At 74.8% G+C, this 17,141-nt stretch carries 20 protein-coding genes; 11 read left to right on the top strand and 9 right to left on the bottom strand.

The window, feature by feature from the left end; translation table 11 throughout:
• The first annotated feature begins 3 nt into the window (after nt 1-3).
• From ACQP04_RS34480 to ACQP04_RS34470, 3 genes are read left to right on the top strand one after another with little or no spacing between them, the layout of a single operon-like run.
• On the top strand, nt 4-330 hold the full coding sequence (locus tag ACQP04_RS34480; RefSeq protein ID WP_433504623.1) for a hypothetical protein: 327 nt from the start codon (nt 4-6) through the stop codon (nt 328-330).
• Nucleotides 270-1,121, top strand: coding sequence for an ABC transporter ATP-binding protein (locus tag ACQP04_RS34475; RefSeq protein WP_433504622.1), 852 nt, complete (start codon nt 270-272; stop codon nt 1,119-1,121). Before ACQP04_RS34480 ends, ACQP04_RS34475 begins: the two co-directional genes overlap by 61 nt.
• Nucleotides 1,118-2,362 (top strand): FAD-dependent monooxygenase, encoded by a 1,245-nt coding sequence (locus ACQP04_RS34470; RefSeq protein ID WP_433504621.1) that lies wholly within the window; start codon nt 1,118-1,120, stop codon nt 2,360-2,362. The genes ACQP04_RS34475 and ACQP04_RS34470 overlap by 4 nt, the downstream gene beginning before the upstream one ends.
• A gap of 15 nt (nt 2,363-2,377) precedes the next feature.
• Here the strand turns inward: ACQP04_RS34470 and ACQP04_RS34465 are convergent, their stop codons facing one another.
• Together ACQP04_RS34465 and ACQP04_RS34460 are read right to left on the bottom strand one after the other, a co-directional pair.
• Nucleotides 2,378-2,872: a 2'-5' RNA ligase family protein gene (locus ACQP04_RS34465; RefSeq protein WP_433504620.1), complete on the bottom strand. Its 495-nt coding sequence runs from the start codon at nt 2,870-2,872 to the stop codon at nt 2,378-2,380.
• Between the two features lie 32 nt (nt 2,873-2,904).
• Nucleotides 2,905-3,813, bottom strand: coding sequence for an A/G-specific adenine glycosylase (locus tag ACQP04_RS34460; RefSeq protein WP_433508491.1), 909 nt, complete (start codon nt 3,811-3,813; stop codon nt 2,905-2,907).
• A gap of 153 nt (nt 3,814-3,966) precedes the next feature.
• Here ACQP04_RS34460 and ACQP04_RS34455 point away from each other — a divergent pair, with 153 nt between their 5' ends.
• Nucleotides 3,967-4,836 (top strand): hypothetical protein, encoded by an 870-nt coding sequence (locus ACQP04_RS34455; RefSeq protein ID WP_433504619.1) that lies wholly within the window; start codon nt 3,967-3,969, stop codon nt 4,834-4,836.
• On the opposite strand, the gene radA is transcribed toward ACQP04_RS34455, so the two are convergent.
• Together radA and ACQP04_RS34445 are read right to left on the bottom strand one after the other, a co-directional pair.
• A complete protein-coding gene (gene radA, locus ACQP04_RS34450) occupies nt 4,817-6,229 on the bottom strand; it encodes a DNA repair protein RadA (protein WP_433504618.1) in 1,413 nt (470 codons plus the stop codon). The two genes, ACQP04_RS34455 and radA, sit on opposite strands and share 20 nt — an antisense overlap.
• A gap of 32 nt (nt 6,230-6,261) precedes the next feature.
• Nucleotides 6,262-6,864, bottom strand: a complete 603-nt coding sequence (locus ACQP04_RS34445) for a copper chaperone PCu(A)C (protein WP_433504617.1) — start codon at nt 6,862-6,864, stop codon at nt 6,262-6,264.
• Nucleotides 6,865-7,094: 230 nt separating this feature from the next.
• On the opposite strand from ACQP04_RS34445, the gene ACQP04_RS34440 reads away from it, so the two are divergent.
• From ACQP04_RS34440 to ispF, 3 genes are all read left to right on the top strand, one after another.
• Nucleotides 7,095-7,586 (top strand): CarD family transcriptional regulator, encoded by a 492-nt coding sequence (locus tag ACQP04_RS34440; RefSeq protein ID WP_037045267.1) that lies wholly within the window; start codon nt 7,095-7,097, stop codon nt 7,584-7,586.
• 71 nt (nt 7,587-7,657) lie between these two features.
• Nucleotides 7,658-8,374, top strand: a complete 717-nt coding sequence (ispD, locus tag ACQP04_RS34435) for a 2-C-methyl-D-erythritol 4-phosphate cytidylyltransferase (protein WP_433504616.1) — start codon at nt 7,658-7,660, stop codon at nt 8,372-8,374.
• Entirely contained in the window at nt 8,371-8,841 is a 471-nt protein-coding gene (ispF, locus tag ACQP04_RS34430; RefSeq protein ID WP_433504615.1) for a 2-C-methyl-D-erythritol 2,4-cyclodiphosphate synthase, read from the top strand. The genes ispD and ispF overlap by 4 nt, the downstream gene beginning before the upstream one ends.
• A gap of 55 nt (nt 8,842-8,896) precedes the next feature.
• Here the strand turns inward: ispF and ACQP04_RS34425 are convergent, their stop codons facing one another.
• Entirely contained in the window at nt 8,897-9,331 is a 435-nt protein-coding gene (locus tag ACQP04_RS34425) for a VOC family protein (RefSeq protein ID WP_433504614.1), read from the bottom strand.
• Between the two features lie 97 nt (nt 9,332-9,428).
• Here ACQP04_RS34425 and cysS point away from each other — a divergent pair, with 97 nt between their 5' ends.
• The 3 genes from cysS to ACQP04_RS34410 are packed head-to-tail and all read left to right on the top strand — an operon-like array spanning nt 9,429 to nt 12,646.
• Nucleotides 9,429-10,838 carry a cysteine--tRNA ligase gene (gene cysS, locus ACQP04_RS34420; protein ID WP_433504613.1) on the top strand — a complete coding sequence of 470 codons (1,410 nt, stop codon included), beginning with the start codon at nt 9,429-9,431 and terminating at the stop codon, nt 10,836-10,838.
• A 17-nt stretch (nt 10,839-10,855) separates the two neighbouring features.
• On the top strand, nt 10,856-11,818 hold the full coding sequence (gene rlmB, locus ACQP04_RS34415) for a 23S rRNA (guanosine(2251)-2'-O)-methyltransferase RlmB (RefSeq protein WP_433504612.1): 963 nt from the start codon (nt 10,856-10,858) through the stop codon (nt 11,816-11,818).
• 51 nt (nt 11,819-11,869) lie between these two features.
• Nucleotides 11,870-12,646 (top strand): maleylpyruvate isomerase family mycothiol-dependent enzyme, encoded by a 777-nt coding sequence (locus tag ACQP04_RS34410; protein WP_433504611.1) that lies wholly within the window; start codon nt 11,870-11,872, stop codon nt 12,644-12,646.
• A 7-nt stretch (nt 12,647-12,653) separates the two neighbouring features.
• Here the strand turns inward: ACQP04_RS34410 and ACQP04_RS34405 are convergent, their stop codons facing one another.
• Genes ACQP04_RS34405 through ACQP04_RS34395 form a run of 3 tightly spaced genes read right to left on the bottom strand, consistent with a single transcriptional unit; the run spans nt 12,654 to nt 15,303 of the window.
• Entirely contained in the window at nt 12,654-13,496 is an 843-nt protein-coding gene (locus ACQP04_RS34405; protein ID WP_433504610.1) for a metal ABC transporter permease, read from the bottom strand.
• Nucleotides 13,493-14,320 carry a metal ABC transporter ATP-binding protein gene (locus ACQP04_RS34400; RefSeq protein ID WP_433504609.1) on the bottom strand — a complete coding sequence of 276 codons (828 nt, stop codon included), beginning with the start codon at nt 14,318-14,320 and terminating at the stop codon, nt 13,493-13,495. The genes ACQP04_RS34405 and ACQP04_RS34400 overlap by 4 nt, the downstream gene beginning before the upstream one ends.
• A gap of 11 nt (nt 14,321-14,331) precedes the next feature.
• Nucleotides 14,332-15,303, bottom strand: a complete 972-nt coding sequence (locus tag ACQP04_RS34395) for a metal ABC transporter solute-binding protein, Zn/Mn family (protein ID WP_433504608.1) — start codon at nt 15,301-15,303, stop codon at nt 14,332-14,334.
• A gap of 125 nt (nt 15,304-15,428) precedes the next feature.
• Between ACQP04_RS34395 and ACQP04_RS34390 the strand changes: the two genes are divergently transcribed.
• A complete protein-coding gene (locus tag ACQP04_RS34390; protein ID WP_433504607.1) occupies nt 15,429-16,532 on the top strand; it encodes a LacI family DNA-binding transcriptional regulator in 1,104 nt (367 codons plus the stop codon).
• A 39-nt stretch (nt 16,533-16,571) separates the two neighbouring features.
• Here ACQP04_RS34390 and ACQP04_RS34385 read toward each other — a convergent pair whose 3' ends face one another.
• Nucleotides 16,572-17,129 (bottom strand): TetR/AcrR family transcriptional regulator, encoded by a 558-nt coding sequence (locus tag ACQP04_RS34385; protein ID WP_433504606.1) that lies wholly within the window; start codon nt 17,127-17,129, stop codon nt 16,572-16,574.
• Nucleotides 17,130-17,141: the final 12 nt, after the last annotated feature.

The raw sequence follows: 17,141 nt of genomic DNA, 5'->3' as shown, positions 1-17,141 counted from the left end.
TCGGTGGCCCTGGCTGTCTCGGTCCTCTCGTCCGAGGGGCACGCCGTGCGCGAGATCTTCCGCCGGTTCGGGCCGGACGCGCGTCCCTTCCGGCGCCGGATGGCGGTCGTGCTCCTGCTGGTCGTCGTGACCCCGTTCCTCGACGCCGCCGTCGTCTGGCTGTTCAAGCTGCTGATCGACGACGTGCTGGCGCCCCGGAACTTCGCCGCCTTCCCGGCGCTCGCGGCGTACTACGTGGGCGCACCTCGGTCCCGGCCCCGGCGCACCCGGTGCGGCTGGCGCCCCCGGGTCCCGGCCCGACCCCGGTCCACCGGGTCCGCGGCGAGCTGAGGCTGGAGGAGGTCGGCTTCCGCTACCCGGAGAAGACCGTCGACGTGCTCGACGACGTGTCCGTCACGGTCCCGGTCGGTGGCACCACGGCCCTCGTCGGCGCCAGCGGGGCCGGCAAGACCACCCTGGTCAAGCTGCTCCTGCGCTTCTACGACCCGACCCGCGGCCGGATCCTGCTCGACGGCCTCGACCTGCGCGACCTCCAACCCGCGGACCTGCGCGCGAACATCGCCGTGGTCCTCCAGGAGACCCTGCTGCTCGACGGCACCATCGCCGAGAACATCCTGGCCGGCCGGCCCGGCGCGAGCAGGGAGGACCTGGTGCGCGCGGCGCGGGCCGCCGACGTCGACGACTTCGTCGACGCGCTGCCCGAGGGCTTCGAGACCCGTGTCGGCCAGCGCGGCCGCCTGCTCTCCGGCGGCCAGCGGCAGCGGATCGCCGTGGCCCGCGCGATGATCCGCGACGCGCCCGTCCTGCTCCTCGACGAGCCGACGACGAGCCTCGACGCCGAGTCCGCCGAGCGGGTCCTCGGCCCGATGCGCCGGCTGATGGCCGGCCGCACCACGGTCGTCATCTCGCACAACCTGCTCACGGTCACCGACGCCGACCAGATCCTCTACCTCGAGGGCGGCCGGGTGACCGAGGCCGGCACCCACGCGGAGCTGCTCGCCCGGGACCGGCGCTACGCCCAGCTGTACCGGCTGCACCACGACTCGGCACCGGTCCCTCTCGACCTCGCGGCCCGCCGGACGGGCGGGCCCGCGGTCCGCGACAGGAAGGCGGCACGATGAGGATCGTCTGTGTCGGCGGGGGTCCCGCCGCGCTCTACTTCGCGATCTCGGCCAAGCGGCGCGACGCCGGGCACGAGATCACCGTGCTGGAGAAGGACCCCCGCGGGGCCACGTACGGCTGGGGAGTCGTCTGTCACGACGCGCTGCTGGACCGCCTCTACCGCAACGACCGCGAGTCCGCCCGGGCGATCCGCGCCCGCTCCCACCTGTGGCAGGAGCAGGAGGTGCACCTGCGCGACGAGGAGGTCGGCTACCTGCCCGGGTACGGCTTCAGTGTCCCCCGCGCCGGGCTGCTGGAGGTGCTGGCGAACCGCGCGACCGACCTCGGCGTCGACGTCCGGTACGAGAGCCCGGTCCCGGAGACCGCACTGGCCGACGGCACCTTCGACACCGGTGAGCTGGCCGCCGATCTCGTCGTCGTGGCCGACGGGGCGCGCAGCCGGCTACGCGACCACGTCGCCGACGACTACGGCACGAGGCTGAGGACCGGGCGCAACCCCTACATCTGGCTCGGGACCCGCAAGGTCTTCTCCTGCTTCACCTTCGCCTTCGAGGAGACCCATGCCGGCTGGGTCTGGTGCTACGGCTACCCCACCAGCGCGGGGGTGAGCACGTTCATCGTCGAGTGCTCCCCCGAGACCTTCGCCGGCCTGGGCCTGGACACGCTGCCGCACGAGGACGGCATCGAGATGCTCCAGAAGATCTTCGCGCACACGCTCGACGTGCAGGCGCTGATCAGCAGCTCCCGCGGCCGGCCGTCGCCGTGGCTCCGGTTCCTGGAGGTGCGCAACGAGACCTGGCGGCACGCGAACACCGTCCTGCTCGGCGACGCCGTGCACACGACCCACTACACGATGGGCCAGGGCACCCGGTTCGCGATGATGGACGCGGTCATGCTGGCGCAGGCCCTGCAGGAACAGCCGTCGCTGTCGGCGGCGCTGGGCACGTTCGACCGGAAGGGCCGCGAGGCCCTGCGGACGGCGCAGGCCGCGGCCCGGACCGGGTCGGCCTGGTTCGAGAACGTCGACCGCTACCTGGACCGCGACGCCGTGGAGTTCGCGTACGCCCTGTCCTACCGCTCGGGAATGCAGCCGCCCTGGCGCTACCAGTGGCACATCGCCACCCAGATCACCCCGGTGCGCAAGGGGCGGCGGCTGGTGCACACCGGGCGTCGCTGGTGGCGGGCCCGCAAGCGCGGCGAACAGCCCTTCGTGCCGCGCGGCCTGCTGCACGCCGGGTGATCGGGAGCCGGCCGGTCAGGCGAAGAGGGGCTCGCTCGACCCGTCGCGGGTGTCGGCGATCTCCACACCCTCGATCGCGGCCCGGACCGGGCGGACGGGGTGCAGGATCGCGAACGCGTCGGCCGGCCGCTCGTGCGCCAGCACGACGTGCGGGAGCCACGCGCCCGGCAGGTAGGAGCCGAAGGGCGAGCGCACCTTGCCGGCCAGCGCGTCGTGCACCGCGCTGTGCACCGCGAGCAGCTCGGTGTCGACGATCGCGGAGAGCACCAGGTCGTCGTCGTGCCCGGCGACCGAGCCGAGGGTCGGCAGCCAGAGCGAGGGCAGGCTGAGCCCGCGCAGGGCCTCCGTGAGCTCGACGCGGGCGACGGCCGGGATCTGCGCGGCGGCGGCGAAGGTGACGGTCGGGATCTCGTGCGGGACGCGGAGGCCCTCGGCGCGGAGCCGGTCGCGGAGCTCCACCACGCGCTCCTCGGCGGCCATGTCGAGCCGGAAGCGGACGATCTGCGCCATCGAGCTCCTCGTACCCAGGGACCTTAGGGCGGTCAGTCTGTCGTATGCGCGGCCGTGCCGCCCAGCGCGAAGCGGCCGTCCGCGGTCTGTTCGGCCAGGCCGTCGACCAGCAGGGAGTCCAGACAGCGGTCCCGCTGCGGCCCGTCGGCCCAGACCGCGTCGAGCGCGGCCTTGGGCACCGGGTGCTCGGCGACGCGCAGCACGTCCATCAGTCTGCCGCGCACCTGGCGGTCCGTGCCCGCGAAACCCTGGACCGGACGGCGGGGCCCGGTGTACTCCGGTCGGCCCGCTGCCACCCACGCGCACTCGACCTGGACCGGGCACTCCGCGCACCGCGGCGACCGGGCCGTACACACCACGGCGCCCAGCTCCATCAGGGCGGCGGAGACGACCGCGGCCTCGGCGTCGTTCCCGGGCAGGAGGGCGTCGACGTCCGCCAGGTCGGCCTTCGTGCGGGCCGGGCCGGCGTCGCCCGCCCCGTGGACGGCCCGGGCGACCACCCGCCGGACGTTCGTGTCGACGACCGGGGCGCGCAGCCCGTACCCGAAGGCGGCGACCGCGCGGGCGGTGTAGCTGCCGACACCGGGCAGGGCCTCCAGCGTCGCGACGTCCGACGGCACCCGGTCGTCGTGCTCGGTCGCGATGGCCTGGGCGGCGGCGTGCAACCGCATCGCCCGGCGCGGGTACCCGAGCTTCCCCCACGCCCGGACGACCTCGGCGCGCGACTCGGCGGCGAGCGCCGAGGGCACCGGCCACTGCTCCATCCACCGCAGCCACACGGGCTCGACGCGCGACACCGGCGTCTGCTGCAGCATGAACTCGCTGACCAGGACGGCCCAGGGCGTGGTGCCGGGACGCCGCCAGGGCAGGTCGCGGGCGTGCGCCCGGAACCACTCCGCGGAACGCACGCCGAGACCGGCCGGGACGGGGCGGTGCAGCACGGAGGTCACGCCGCGATCGTCGCACCGGCGGTCCGGGGGCCGCGCGACCGGGTGGGTGATCGCCCGATACGGTCCCCCACACCGGTGGAACCGGCGCGCCGCGCCGCGCGAGATCCGGCGACGTGTAGTAATCACGCATCTACTCTGCGTGACATGTGGGAGCCGGTGGGACCGCTGCCCGCGCACGTCTACTGGAAACGGCGCTGGCTGGCGCTCGTGTCCGTCATCGCGTTCTTCGTCGTGATCGGCTTCTCCGTCGCCGCGCTCACTCGTCCCACCCCGAACCCCGGCCCCACCGACGAGGCCACCAGCCGGGCGGCCAACAGCTCCGCGCTCCCGTCCGGCTCCTCGGTCGCCTCCGTCGCCCCGTCGGCCGGCGCCACCATCGACCCGACGACCGGGACGCCGTCGGCCGAGCCCGGCACCTCCGGCGGCGCCCCGCTGTCGGCGACCGGGGTGCCGATCGGCACCTCCGCCCCGGGCACGACCTCGGGCGGGACCTCCCCGGGCGCCTCGGCCGAGGGCGGCCCGGCGAGCACGACGGACGAGTCGAAGCGCCCCGACGACACCCCGCGCGCCTCGGTGCCGGTACCGCCGACCGAGCCCGCGCCCCCGACCGGCCCGCCGCCGTGCACCAACGACATGATCGCCGTCGGGGCGGAGATCGACGCGCCGCAGCACAAGGTCGGCGACCGCCCCGAGCTGCGGCTGACCGTGGTCAACATCAGCAACCAGGCCTGTGTCCGCGACCTCGACGGCGCCCTGCAGGAGATCGTCGTCTGGGACCGCCCGATCAAGACCCGGCTGTGGTCGAGCAACGACTGCGTGAACCCGTCCACCCAGGACCTGCGGACTCTCGTACCCGGCCAGCCCGTGGCCTTCGAGGTCACCTGGTCGGGGCTGTCGTCGAACCCGGGCTGCACGGCCGCGCGGACCCGGCTGCCGGCCGGCGACTACACGCTGCTGACCCGGGTCGCCGACAAGATCAGCGGCCCGACCCACTTCACGCTGACGCCCGCCTGATCCGCGCCAGCACCTGCGACACGTCCGAGACCTCGGTGACCTTCATGCCGGTCCCGGTGCCCGCGTCGCTGTCCGGCGGCACCAGGGCGTGGGTGAAGCCGAGCCGGGCGGCCTCGGCCAGCCGCCGGCGCACCCCGGAGACCCGGCGCACCTCGCCGGCCAGGCCCAGCTCGCCGAGCACCACGAGGTCCGGCGGGAGGGCGACGTCGTTCTTCGCGGAGGCCACGGCCATGGCCAGGGCGAGGTCCGCCGCCGGCTCCGTGACCTTCATCCCGCCGACCGTGGCGGTGTAGACCTCGGAGTCCTGCAGCCGCACCCGGCCGCGTCGCTCGAGGATCGCCAGCAGCATCGCCACCCGCGAGCTGTCCAGCCCGCTCACGGCCCGGCGCGGCGTGGGCATCGACGACGAGGCGACCAGCGCCTGGACCTCGGCCAGCAGCGGCCGCCGCCCGTCCATGACGACGGTGACCGCGGTCCCCGGCACCACCGACGCCCGGGTGGCACCGAACCGGGCCAGGAACAGCCCGGAGGGGTCCGGCAGCCCGACGATGCCCTCGTCCCGCAGCTCGAAGCAGCCGACCTCGTCCGCCGGCCCGAAGCGGTTCTTCACCCCGCGGACCATCCGCAGCGTGGAGTGCTTGTCGCCCTCGAACGCCAGCACCACGTCGACCAGGTGCTCGAGCACCCGGGGGCCGGCGATGTTGCCGTCCTTCGTGACGTGCCCGACCAGCAGCACGGGCAGCCCGCGCTCCTTGGCGAGCGCGGTGAGCGCCACGGTGACCGCCCGGGTCTGCGTGACGCCGCCGGGCGAGCCGTCGACCTCCGGCGAGGTCATGGTCTGCACCGAGTCGACGATCAGCAGGTCGGGCCGCAGGGCGTCGACGTGCCCGAGGATCGACGAGAGATCGGACTCGGCGGCCAGGAACAGCCGCTCGTGCAGGGCGCCGGTGCGCTCGGCCCGCAGCCGGACCTGGCCCGCGGACTCCTCGCCGGTGACGTAGAGGACCGCGCCGCCGCGCAGGGAGGCCGCGGCCTTCGCCGCCACCTCGAGCAGGAGCGTGGACTTGCCGACACCCGGCTCGCCGGCGAGCAGCACCACCGCGCCGGGCACCAGCCCGCCGCCCAGGACGCGGTCCAGCTCGTCGACCCCGGAGGGCCGGGCCCGCGCGGAGTCGAGGGCGACCTCGGCGATCGGGCGGGCCGGGGTGCTCGGCGCCCCCGCCGCGACCCGGCGCAGACCGCCGCCGGCGGCCGCGGCCCGGGCGGGCTCGGCCTGCTCGGTCAGCGTGCCCCAGGCCTGGCAGCCGGGGCAGCGCCCGACCCACTGCGCGGCGCGGTGGCCGCACTCGCTGCAGACGTACGAGCTGCGGGCGGCGCGCGTCCTCGTGGTCATCGGTGGTCAGCGCGCGCCACGGAGCCGGGCGCTCAGTGGCCGCCCTCGGCGGCACCCTCGGCCGGCGCCTCGTCCTGGCGCGGCACGGTCGGGTTCGCCACCGGGACGTCGATGGTCAGCGGGCCGGCCTTCTCGAAGACGAGCGTGAGCGGGTAGGTGCGGCCGGCCACGATGTCGTCCCGCAGCCCGGCGATCTCCACGGTGACCCGCTTGGCTCCCGGGATGGCGGCGACGTCGCCCTCGTCGCCCGAGACGAGCGGCAGCTGCGGGGCGAGGACCTGCTCGCCGGTGACGACGACCTGGGTGCCGGCCTCGCTCGAGGCGGAGACGAGCCGGTCGGCCGCCCCGCCGTCGTTCACGATGATCATCTCGACGAGCGCCTGGCCGCCCTTCTGGTAGACCGCCCCGGTCGGCGCGAGCCCGGTCGGGTAGGCGATCTCGGCGTTGCGGACCGCCACGTCGCCCACCACGCCGCCGGTGCCGCCGACGGCGGCGACCTGCTCGGCGGTCTGGGCGACCTGGCCCGCACCGCAGCCGGACAGCAGGAGGGCGCCCACGGCGGCCGTGCCGGCGGCCAGGACCTTCCACGCGCCCGGGCGCGTTGCGGAGCGTCGGGGGGAGGTCGCGCGGCTCACGGTTCGGGTGTCCTTCCTGACGGCCGGTCGTGCGGGTGCAGCGTAGTCGCCGGGTCCGACAGTCCGTGCACTCGGCTCTCACGGGTTGCTCCCGTGCACCCCCGCGTACCCGCGTCTGCACGTTTTACGCCCGTTGTCAACCCCGTGACCTGCGACGATGTCCCCTCCCGTCGCACGGGGGACGGGTCGGGCGTGTTAACCTGGGTGCAGCGAAAGGGGCCAGAGGACACATGGTTTTCAAGGTCGGAGAGACCGTCGTCTACCCGCACCACGGTGCCGCTCTCATCGAGGCGATCGAGACCAGGACGATCAAGGGCGAGGAGCGCAAGTACCTCGTCCTGAAGGTCGCCCAGGGTGACCTGACGGTTCGCGTTCCCGCCGAGAACGCAGAGGTCGTGGGCGTTCGCGATGTCGTGGGCCAGGAGGGGTTGGACCGGGTGTTCGAGGTGCTGCGCACCCCGCACACCGAGGAGCCCACCAACTGGTCGCGCCGGTACAAGGCGAACCTGGAGAAGCTCGCGTCGGGCGACGTGAACAAGGTGGCCGAGGTCGTCCGCGACCTCTGGCGCCGCGAGAAGGACCGCGGCCTGTCCGCCGGCGAGAAGCGGATGCTGGCCAAGGCCCGGCAGATCCTCGTCAGCGAGCTCGCGCTGGCGGAGGGGACGGACGAGGAGCGGGCCGAGGCCCTGCTCGACGAGGTGCTGGCGACCACCAACGCCTGACTCGCCCCGCGATCGGCACGGTACGGCCCCATGGCGTCCTCGGCGCGGCCCGCGCACCCGCGGGCGCCGCGGTGAGCGTCGCCGCGGTCGTGCCCGCGGCCGGTTCGGGCACCCGCCTCGGCGCGGGTGCGCCCAAGGCCTTCGTGCCGCTGGCCGGCGTGCCGATCGTGGTCCGGGCCGTCGACGGGCTGCTGGCCTCCGGCGCGGTCGACGAGGTGCTGGTCGCAGTGCCGGCCGACCTGCTCGACGACGCGCGGGCACTGCTCGCCGGCCGCCCCGTCACCGTCCTGGTGGGGGGCGGCGAGCGCACGGCGTCGGTGCGCCTCGCGCTCGACGTGCTGTCCGGTCCCCACGGCTGTGAACGACCGGGGGGACTCGCAGGTGACGGGCCTCCCGAGGTCGTGCTGGTGCACGACGCCGCCCGCCCGCTGACCCCGCCCGCGCTGGTCGCGGCCGTGGTGGCGGCGGTGCGGGCCGGTCACCCCGCGGTCGTACCCGCTCTCCCGCTGGCCGACACGGTCAAGCGGGTGGGGGTCGCCGCCGCGGTCGAGGCCACGGTCGACCGGACCGAACTGCGGGCCGCCCAGACCCCGCAGGGCTTCGCCTGGGAGACGCTGCGGGCGGCCTACCAGAAGTCCGGTGTGGACGCCGTCGCCACGGACGACGCCGGCCTGGTCGAGCGGCTCGGCGAACCGGTCGTCACGGTGCCGGGCGACCCCGCGGCGTTCAAGGTCACCACGCCCTGGGACCTGCGGATCGCCGAGCTGCTGCTGGAGGAGAAGGCGTGAGGACCGGGATCGGCACGGACGTGCACCCCGTCGAGCCCGGGCGGCCCTGCTGGATCGCCGGGCTGTGGTGGGAGGGCGTCGACGGCTGCGCCGGCCACTCGGACGGCGACGTCGCGTGCCACGCCCTCTGCGACGCCCTGCTCTCCGCCGCCGGCCTCGGCGACCTCGGTGCGGTGTTCGGCACCGGCCGGCCCGAGTGGTCGGGCGCGAGCGGCGTCGCGCTGCTCGCCGAGGTGCGCCGGTTGCTCACCGCCGAGGGTTGGCGGGTCGGCAACGCGGCCGTGCAGGTGATCGGCAACCATCCGAAGATCGGCACCCGCCGGGACGAGGCGCAGAAGGTGCTGTCCGAGGTCGTCGGCGGCCCGGTGTCGGTCTCCGGCACCACCACGGACGGGCTGGGGCTGACCGGCCGCGGCGAGGGCATCGCCGCGATCGCGACCGCCCTCCTCCTCCCCGCCACAGACTGAGCGAGCGGCACTTTCGCTCACACCTACTGGGCGAGAGCGCCGTTCGGTCATCAGATCACTCGGCGAACATCGCCTTCGTCCGCTCCTGGACCTCCTCGGGCGTGAGGTCCTCGGTCTTCTGCGCGACCATCCACTGGTGGCCGAAGGGGTCGGTGAGCCGGCCGCCGCGCTCGCCGTAGGGCTGGTCCGCCACCGGGAACCGGACCTCGGACCCGCCGGCCAGCATCGCGTCGGCCACGGCGTCGGCGTCGTCGACGTAGAGGGCGAGGATCGCCGAGCCGCCGCCGTCGGGCGGGGCCGGGTCGTACTGGTCGCCGTCCTTGACCGCCCAGTGCACCGGTCCGGCCCGCAGCAGTGCGTGCACGACGGCCCCGTCGGGTGTCGCGTACCGCTCGACGAGCTCGGCGCCGAACGCCGCGCGGTAGAAGGCGATCGCCGCGTCGGCGCCCCGGACGGGCAGGCGGGGGTACAGCTGCTCGATGCGTGTCATGCCGTCCAGCGTGCCGGGACGGCCGTCCGGCGTCTTGGAGAAATGTGATGCAGCCCTGCCGCACCTCCCGGACCAGGGCGTCCGTACCCTGGTATGGGTGAGCGTCCGACTCTTCGACACCCTGACCAGGAAGCAGCGTGACTTCGTCCCGCTGCGGGCCGGAGCTGTGTCGATGTACGTCTGTGGCGCCACGGTGCAGGGACTGCCCCACATCGGGCACGTCCGCAGCTCGCTGAACTACGACGTGCTGCGGCGGTGGCTCGCCCATTCCGAGCCCGGTCGCGAGGGGCTGGACGTCACGCTCGTCCGGAACGTCACCGACATCGACGACAAGATCCTGCGCAAGGCGGCCGAGGCCGGCCGGCCCTGGTGGGAGTGGGGCGCCACGCACGAGCGGGCCTTCGCCGCGGCGTACGACGCCCTGGGCTGCCTGCCGGCGTCGCTGGAGCCGCGCGCGACCGGGCACGTCACGCAGATGGTCGGGTACATCGAGCGGCTGATCGAGGGCGGGCACGCCTACGCCGCGGACGGGGACGTCTACTTCGCCGTCCGCACCTTCCCGGACTACGGACGGTTGTCGGGCCAGAAGGTCGACGACGTCGCGCAGGGCGAGGGCGAGCAGAACGCCAAGCGGGACCCGCTGGACTTCACGCTGTGGAAGGCCGCCAAGCCGGGCGAGCCGTCGTGGCCCACGCCGTGGGGCGCGGGCCGGCCGGGCTGGCACCTCGAGTGCTCGGCCATGGCCACGACCTACCTCGGCCCGGAGTTCGACCTGCACGGCGGCGGGCTCGACCTGGTGTTCCCGCACCACGAGAACGAGCGCGCCCAGTCCTGCGCGGTCGGGGACCCGTTCGCGCGGTACTGGCTGCACAACGCGTGGGTCACCATGGGCGGCGAGAAGATGTCGAAGTCGCTCGGCAACACGCTGTCGATCGACGCGCTGCTGCAGCGGGTGCGCGGCGTCGAGCTGCGGTACTACCTCGTCGGCCCGCACTACCGGTCGGCGATCGAGTACTCCGACGCGGCGCTGTCCGAGGCGGTCGCGGCCTTCCGGCGGATCGAGTCCTTCCTGCACCGCGTCGGCGAGCGGGCCGGTGCGCCGGGCGTCGCCGACCGGGTGCCGGCGGAGTTCGCCGCCGCGCTCGACGACGACCTGGGCACGCCCGGCGCCCTCGCCGTGCTGCACACCACGGTCCGCGAGGGAAACGCCGCGCTCGACGCCGGCGACAGGAAGACGGCGACCGCGGCGGCCGAGTCCGTCCGCGCGATGGCCGCGGTGCTCGGCGTCGACCCGCTCGATGCGCACTGGCGCTCCGGCGACCGGGGCGACGAGGCCGCGCTCGGTGCGCTGTCCTCGCTCGTGGAGGAGCTGCTGGAGCGCCGTCAGGCCGCCCGCAAGGCGAAGGACTTCGCCGAGGCGGACGCGCTGCGCGACCGGCTGCTCGCCGCGGGCATCGCCGTCGAGGACGGCGCCGACGGCCCCACGTGGTCGCTCAAGAACGCCTGAATCAAGAGACAGGGATCATGGCCGGCAACTCCAAGCGCCGCGGTGCGGTGCGCAAGGAAGGCACGAAGAAGGGCGCCGTCGTCGGCTCCGGGGGCCAGCGCCGCCGCGGGCTCGAGGGCAAGGGGCCGACGCCGCCCGCGTCCGCGCGCAAGGGGCACCCGGCCCAGCGCCGGGCGGCGGCGAAGGACCGCCGCGCCACCGCGGGCACGCGCGGCCGCCGCCCCCAGGACGGCGACGTCCCCGAGACCGTGCTCGGGCGCAACCCCGTGCTGGAGTGCCTGCGCGCCGGGGTCCCGGCCACGGCGCTGCGGGTGGTCGTCGGGGCGACGTCGGACGAGCGGGTGGCCGAGTCGGTGCACCTCGCCGCCGACCTCGGGCTGTCGATCCTCGAGGTCGAGCGCACCGAGCTGGACCGGATCTCCGGCGGCGCGCTGCACCAGGGCATCGCGCTGCAGATCCCGCCCTACGAGTACGCGCACCCGGACGAGCTGCTCGAGGCGGCGTCGGAGTCCGGGCAGCCGGCGCTGATCGTCGCGCTCGACGGCGTCACGGACCCGCGCAACCTGGGTGCGGTCGTGCGGTCGGTGAGCGCGTTCGGCGGGCACGGCGTGGTCGTGCCGCAGCGCCGCTCGGCGGGCATGACGGCGGTGGCCTGGCGGACCTCGGCGGGCACCGCCGCGCGGCTGCCGGTCGCCCGCGCCACCAACCTCACCCGTACCTTGCGCGAGTACGCGCAGACCGGGCTGATGGTGGCGGGGCTCGACGCCGAGGGGGACGTCTCGCTCGACGAGTTCGACCTGGCCACGGACCCGCTGGTGATCGTGACCGGCTCGGAGGGCAAGGGGCTGTCCCGGCTCGTCCGCGAGTCCTGCGACGTCACGGTCTCGATCCCGATGGCCGGGGAGGTCGAGTCGTTGAACGCCTCGGTCGCCGCCGGGGTGGTGCTGGCCGAGGTCGCGCGGCGGCGCCGCCTGGGCTGAGGCCCGGCGCTCCGCGCTGTGCGCGGCCGCCCGGTCGTCCACACTGTCCGCGTGAGCAGGAACGACACGTCCGAGACCCTCCCGTGGATGCGCGCGGGCACCGAGCACCTGCTCGCCGTGGTCGAGGGGATCCCGGACGCCGAGCTGACCGCTTCCAGCGCCCTCCCCGGCTGGACCCGGGCGCACGTCGTGGCCCACCTGGCGCGCAACGCCGAGGCCCTCGTCCGGCTCGCGACCTGGGCCCGCACGGGCGTCGAGACGCCGATGTACCCGAGCCCGGAGGCCCGGGCCGCGGAGATCGAGGAGACCTCCGGCCGGGCGCCGGAGGTGCTGCGGTCCGAGCTCGCCTCCACCGCCCGCGAGCTCGACGAGGCGCTGGGCGCGCTCAGCCCGGAGCAGTGGGAGGCGACGATCCGCAGCGCCCAGGGCCGCGAGATCCCCGCCACCGAGATCCCGTTCCTGCGGATCCGGGAGGTGTGGATCCACGCCGCCGACCTCGGCACCGGCGCCTCGCTCGCGGACCTGCCCGCCGGCGTCGTCGACCTGCTGCTCGACGACGTCACGGCCACCCTGTCCGGCCGGAAGGGCTGCCCCACGCTCCTGCTCGCCCCGACCGACCGCGAGCGGGTGTGGCAGCTCGGCGACCCGGGCGTGACCCCCGCACCGGTCGTCTCGGGGCCCGGCGAGTCGATCCCGGCGGAGTCGGCCCCGCTGGGCGAGATGGAGACGACGAAGGCGCCCGCCCTGGACATCGTCGCCTGGCTGACGGGCCGGGCCCCGGCGAGCGTGCTGCCGGGGACCCCGCCCGAGCTGCCCCGCTGGCTCTGACCGCTCCTCAGGCGGCGCGCACGCGGCCGCGGACCCGGCCGACCAGCCGGCACACCAGGTAGGCCAGGAACGCGATCGTGGCGACGTAGCCGGAGATCGGCAGGCCCGGCGCCAGGCTCAGCAACGTGCCGCCGAGGAGCGACAGCTCCGCGATCCCGATCGCCAGCACCGTCGCGGTCAGCGGGTTCGAGGTGACCCGCGCGGCCGCGGCGCCCGGGATGATCGTGACCGAGAGGACGAGGATCGCGCCGACGATCGGCACGGCCAGCGCCGTGGTCAGGGCGACGAGGACGGCGAACAGCGGCGACAGCACGCGCGTCGGCACCCCGCGGGCCACGGCGACGTCCGGGTCGGCACTGGCGAACAGCAGCGGCCGGTAGACCACCGCGAGTGTCGCCAGCACCAGTATCGTCACACTGACGAGAACGGTGATGTTGCTGGAGTCGACGGACACGATCGAGCCCGTGAGCAGGCCGAACTTGTTCGACGCCCGGCCCTCGTAGAGCGCCAGCAGCAGCACCCCGAGCCCCAGTCCGAAGGCGAGCACCACGCCGATCACCGAGTCGCGCTCGCGCTGGCGCAGCCCGAGCACGCCGAACACCAGCCCGGCGACCACCGCCCCGACGACCGCCCCGACGCTCACCGAGATCCCGATGAGCAGCGCCGCGGCCCCGCCGGTGAAGGCGAGCTCGGCCGTGCCGTGCACCGCGAACCCCATGCCGCGCGCGACGACGAGCGGGGCCAGCGCGCCCGCCACCAGGCCGAGCAGCGCGGCGGCGAGGAAGGCGTTCTGCACGAACGGCAGGCCCAGCAGCTCCCCGACGCCCTCGAACCCGAACAACCGGCTCACGTCACGGACTCCAGCGCGTCGTGGTGGGCGTGCTGGTCCTCGGCGCCGACGACCACGAGCCGGCCCTGCACCCGCACGACCTCGACGTCCGTCCGGTACAGCTCGGAGAGCGTCTCCGAGGTCATCACCTCGTCCGGCGTGCCGATCCGGAACCGGCCGCCGACCAGGTAGAGGACCCGGTCGACGAGCGGCAGGACCGGGTTGATCTCGTGCGTCACGAACACCACCGCCGTGTCCGCGGCGCGGCGACGCTCGTCGATCAGCCGGCTGACCGTGCGCTGGTGGGCGAGGTCGAGGGAGAGCAACGGCTCGTCGCACAGCAGCACGCGCGGATCGCCGACCAGCGCCTGGGCCACCCGCAGCCGCTGCTGCTCGCCGCCGGAGAGCCGGCCGACGGGGGAGCGGGCGTACGAGGTCGCGCCCACCGCCTCGAGTGCGGCGGCCACCCGCCGCCGCCGCTCGGCCCGACCGCGCAGGCCGGGGCCGAACCGATGCCCGTCGAGCCCCAGCCCGACGAGGTCGGCTCCGCGCAGCGGCATGTCCTCGACCAGGGCCTTCTGCTGCGGGATGTACCCGATGCCGCCCCCGCCGCGCCGGGCCGGCTCGCCGGCGATCCGGACCTCCCCGGCGTCGAGCGGCTGGAGGCCGAGCAGGACGCGCAGCAGCGTGGTCTTGCCGGAGCCGTTCGGGCCCAGGACCGCCAGGAACTCGCCGGGCCGGACGTCGAGGTCCAGGCCCTCCCACAGCACCCGCCTGCCGAACGCGACCCGCGCATCCCGCAGGGCGACCGCCGCCGGGGGTGCCGTCGGGGGTGTCGCGGTCATGACCTCATTGTTCACGCCGCTCCGTTCACCGCGCCCGCCAGGGCGTCGAGCTGGGCGGTCTGCCACGCGACGTAGGAGTCCACGCCGTCCGGCAGAGTCTCGCTGACCTCGACGACCGGCACGCCCTTGGCCTTCGCCGCGTCCTCCACCTTCTGCGTGGACGGGCTCTCGGTCTGGCTGTTGGCGACCAGCGCCTTCACCGGGTCCGGCCCCTCGACGATCTCGAGCGTCGACGCCAGCACCGCCGCGGCCGGGTCGGTGCCCCCCTCGACGGCCTCGCTGAACTCCTCGGGCGTGGCGTTCTGCAGGCCGGCGGCCTCGGTCAGGTACAGCGGGACCGGCTCGGTGACGGCGATCCGCTGGCCGGAGTGCCCGGCCTTGATCGCGTCGACCTTCTGCTGCAGCCCGTCGAGGTCCGTGCCGAACTTCTGCGCGTTGGCGGTGAACGTCGCGGCGTTGGCCGGGTCGGCCGTGCCCAGGTCCTTGGCGATCTCGTCGGCGACCTTCCGCACGGTCGGCAGGCTGTACCAGACGTGCTCGTTGAACTCGCCGTGGTCGTGGCCGTCGCCCTCCGCGTGGCCGGCCTCGGGGGCGCCGGGCAGGCCGGAGAGCTGCACGGCGTCGATCACCGTGGCCTTCGTGCCGGACGACTCGACGAGGCGGGAGGCGAAGTCGTCGTAGCCGCCGCCGTTGACCACGACGAGCGCGGCCTTGGCGACGGTCGCGGCGTCGGCGGGGGTGGACTCGTACTCGTGCGGGTCGGCGTTCGGTGAGTCGATCAGCGACGTGACCTGGACGAGGTCGCCGCCGACGGCGGAGGCGATGCTCCCGTAGACGTCCGTCGAGGCGACGACGGCGACCTTCCCGCCCGCGGCGGAGGTCGGGGGGGACCCGGTGCCGCCGGCGTCGGATCCCGAGCCGCAGGCGGCGAGGGAGACCAGGCCGGCGGCGGCCAGGAGGGTGGTGGCGAGACGCGTTCTCATCGTGGGGTCGTGCTCCGTATCAGGCTGTGCGCATGGTTTTATTGAAAACCGTTGTCACTTCACTCTAGCGGGTGGTGGCAGGCCGGGCTACCGAGCGCCCACCGGGGGCGGCTACCTTTCGTGACATGACCGGTTCACCCCACGTCAGGCGGCCGGCGACGCTCGCGTCGCTCGCCGCGGAGCTGGGCGTGTCCCGTACCACCGTCTCGAACGCCTACAACCGCCCCGACCAGCTCTCCGCGCCGCTGCGGGAGAAGGTCCTGGAGGCGGCGCGGCGGCTCGGCTACCCGGGCCCGGACCCGGTGGCGCGCTCGCTGCGCACCCGGCGCGCCGGGGCCGTCGGCCTGCTGCTCACCGAGGCGCTGTCCTACGCCTTCCGCGACCCGGTGGCCACCGGCTTCCTCGAGGGGCTGGCGCTGGCCTGCGAACAGGCCGGGCAGGGCCTGCTGCTCGTCCCGGTCAGCCCGGAGCACGCCGACGTCGCCGCGGTGCACCAGGCGGGCGTCGACGGCTTCGTCGTCTACTCCGTCAGCGAGGACGACCCGCATTTCCGCGCCGTGCTCGAGCGGCCGGTGCCCACCGTGGTCTGCGACCAGCCCGTCGGCGTCGAGGGCGTCGACCGGGTCAGCGTGGACGATCGCGAGGGCATGCGCGCGCTCGGTGCGCACCTGACCACGCTGGGGCACCGCAAGATCGGCGTGCTGTGCATGCGGCTGGGCCCGCAGCGACACGACGGGCCGGCCGACCTCGTCCGGCAGGAGAACACCTCCTACCCCGTGCAGCGCGAGCGCATCGGCGGTCTCCGGGACGCGCTCGTCGACGCCGGCGTCGACTGGTCCGCCGTGCCCGTCGTCGAGCGGTTCGAGCACAGTCCCGAGGCGGGGGCGTCGGCCGCGCGCGAGCTGCTGGCCTCCTACCCGGACGTCACCGCGCTCGTCTGCACCTCGGACGTGCTGGCCATCGGCGCGCTCCAGCACGCCACCGAGGCCGGGATCGCGGTCCCGGACCGGCTCACGATCACCGGGTTCGACGGCGTTCCGGAGGCCGAGCGGGTCGGCCTCACGACCGTGCGGCAGCCCGTGCGCCGCAAGGGCCAGGTCGCCGGGGAGTTGCTGCTGCAGCGCGGCGAGCGCAACAAGCCCAAGCAGATCGTGCTGCCCACCGAGCTCGTCGTGGGTTCCACCAGCGGCCCCGCCACGCAGACGGAGAAGTTCTTCTCGGGCTGGTGACCCGTGAGCGGCAACTGTCCCTGGAGGGGCACTCGGCACTCACGACCCCGGCTGACCTGCGACGTCGTCCGGGCGCAGCTGGGCGGTGACCTTGCGGGCGAGGGCGGCGACGTCCTGGTCGGGCCCGGGCGCGACGTTCCCCTCCAGGACCAGCGACGCCAGCCCGTGCACCAGCGACCACGCCGCCAGCCGCCGGGCCCGGTCCCGCCCCTCGCCCTCCAGCACCGCGGCCGCCCGGGCCCGGGCCTCCGCCAGCTCCGGGTCGTCGACGCGGACGAGGTCGGGGCTGCGCATCACGGCGAAGTGCGCCGGGTGCCCGACGGCGAACACGACGTAGGCCACCCCGGCCTCGGCGAAGTCCGTGGCGTGCGCGGCGAGGGCGCCCGCGAGCAGTGACCAGCCCTCCGCGGCGACGGCGGTGAGCAGCCCCGTCTTGTCCGTGAAGTGGTGCATCGGGGCCGCGTGCGACACGCCCGCCCGGCGCGCGAGGTCGCGCAGGCTCAGCGCCGCGACCCCGCGCTCGGCGATCACCTCGACCGCCGAGGTGAGCAGGGTCCGTCGCAGGTCGCCGTGGTGGTAGGGCTTCACCCGCGACATCTTGCCAGTGGC

It is taken from the genome of Pseudonocardia halophobica, from assembly GCF_050948485.1.
GTDB lineage: Bacteria > Actinomycetota > Actinomycetes > Mycobacteriales > Pseudonocardiaceae > Pseudonocardia > Pseudonocardia halophobica.
This window is presented reverse-complemented; position numbering and strand designations above follow the sequence as displayed.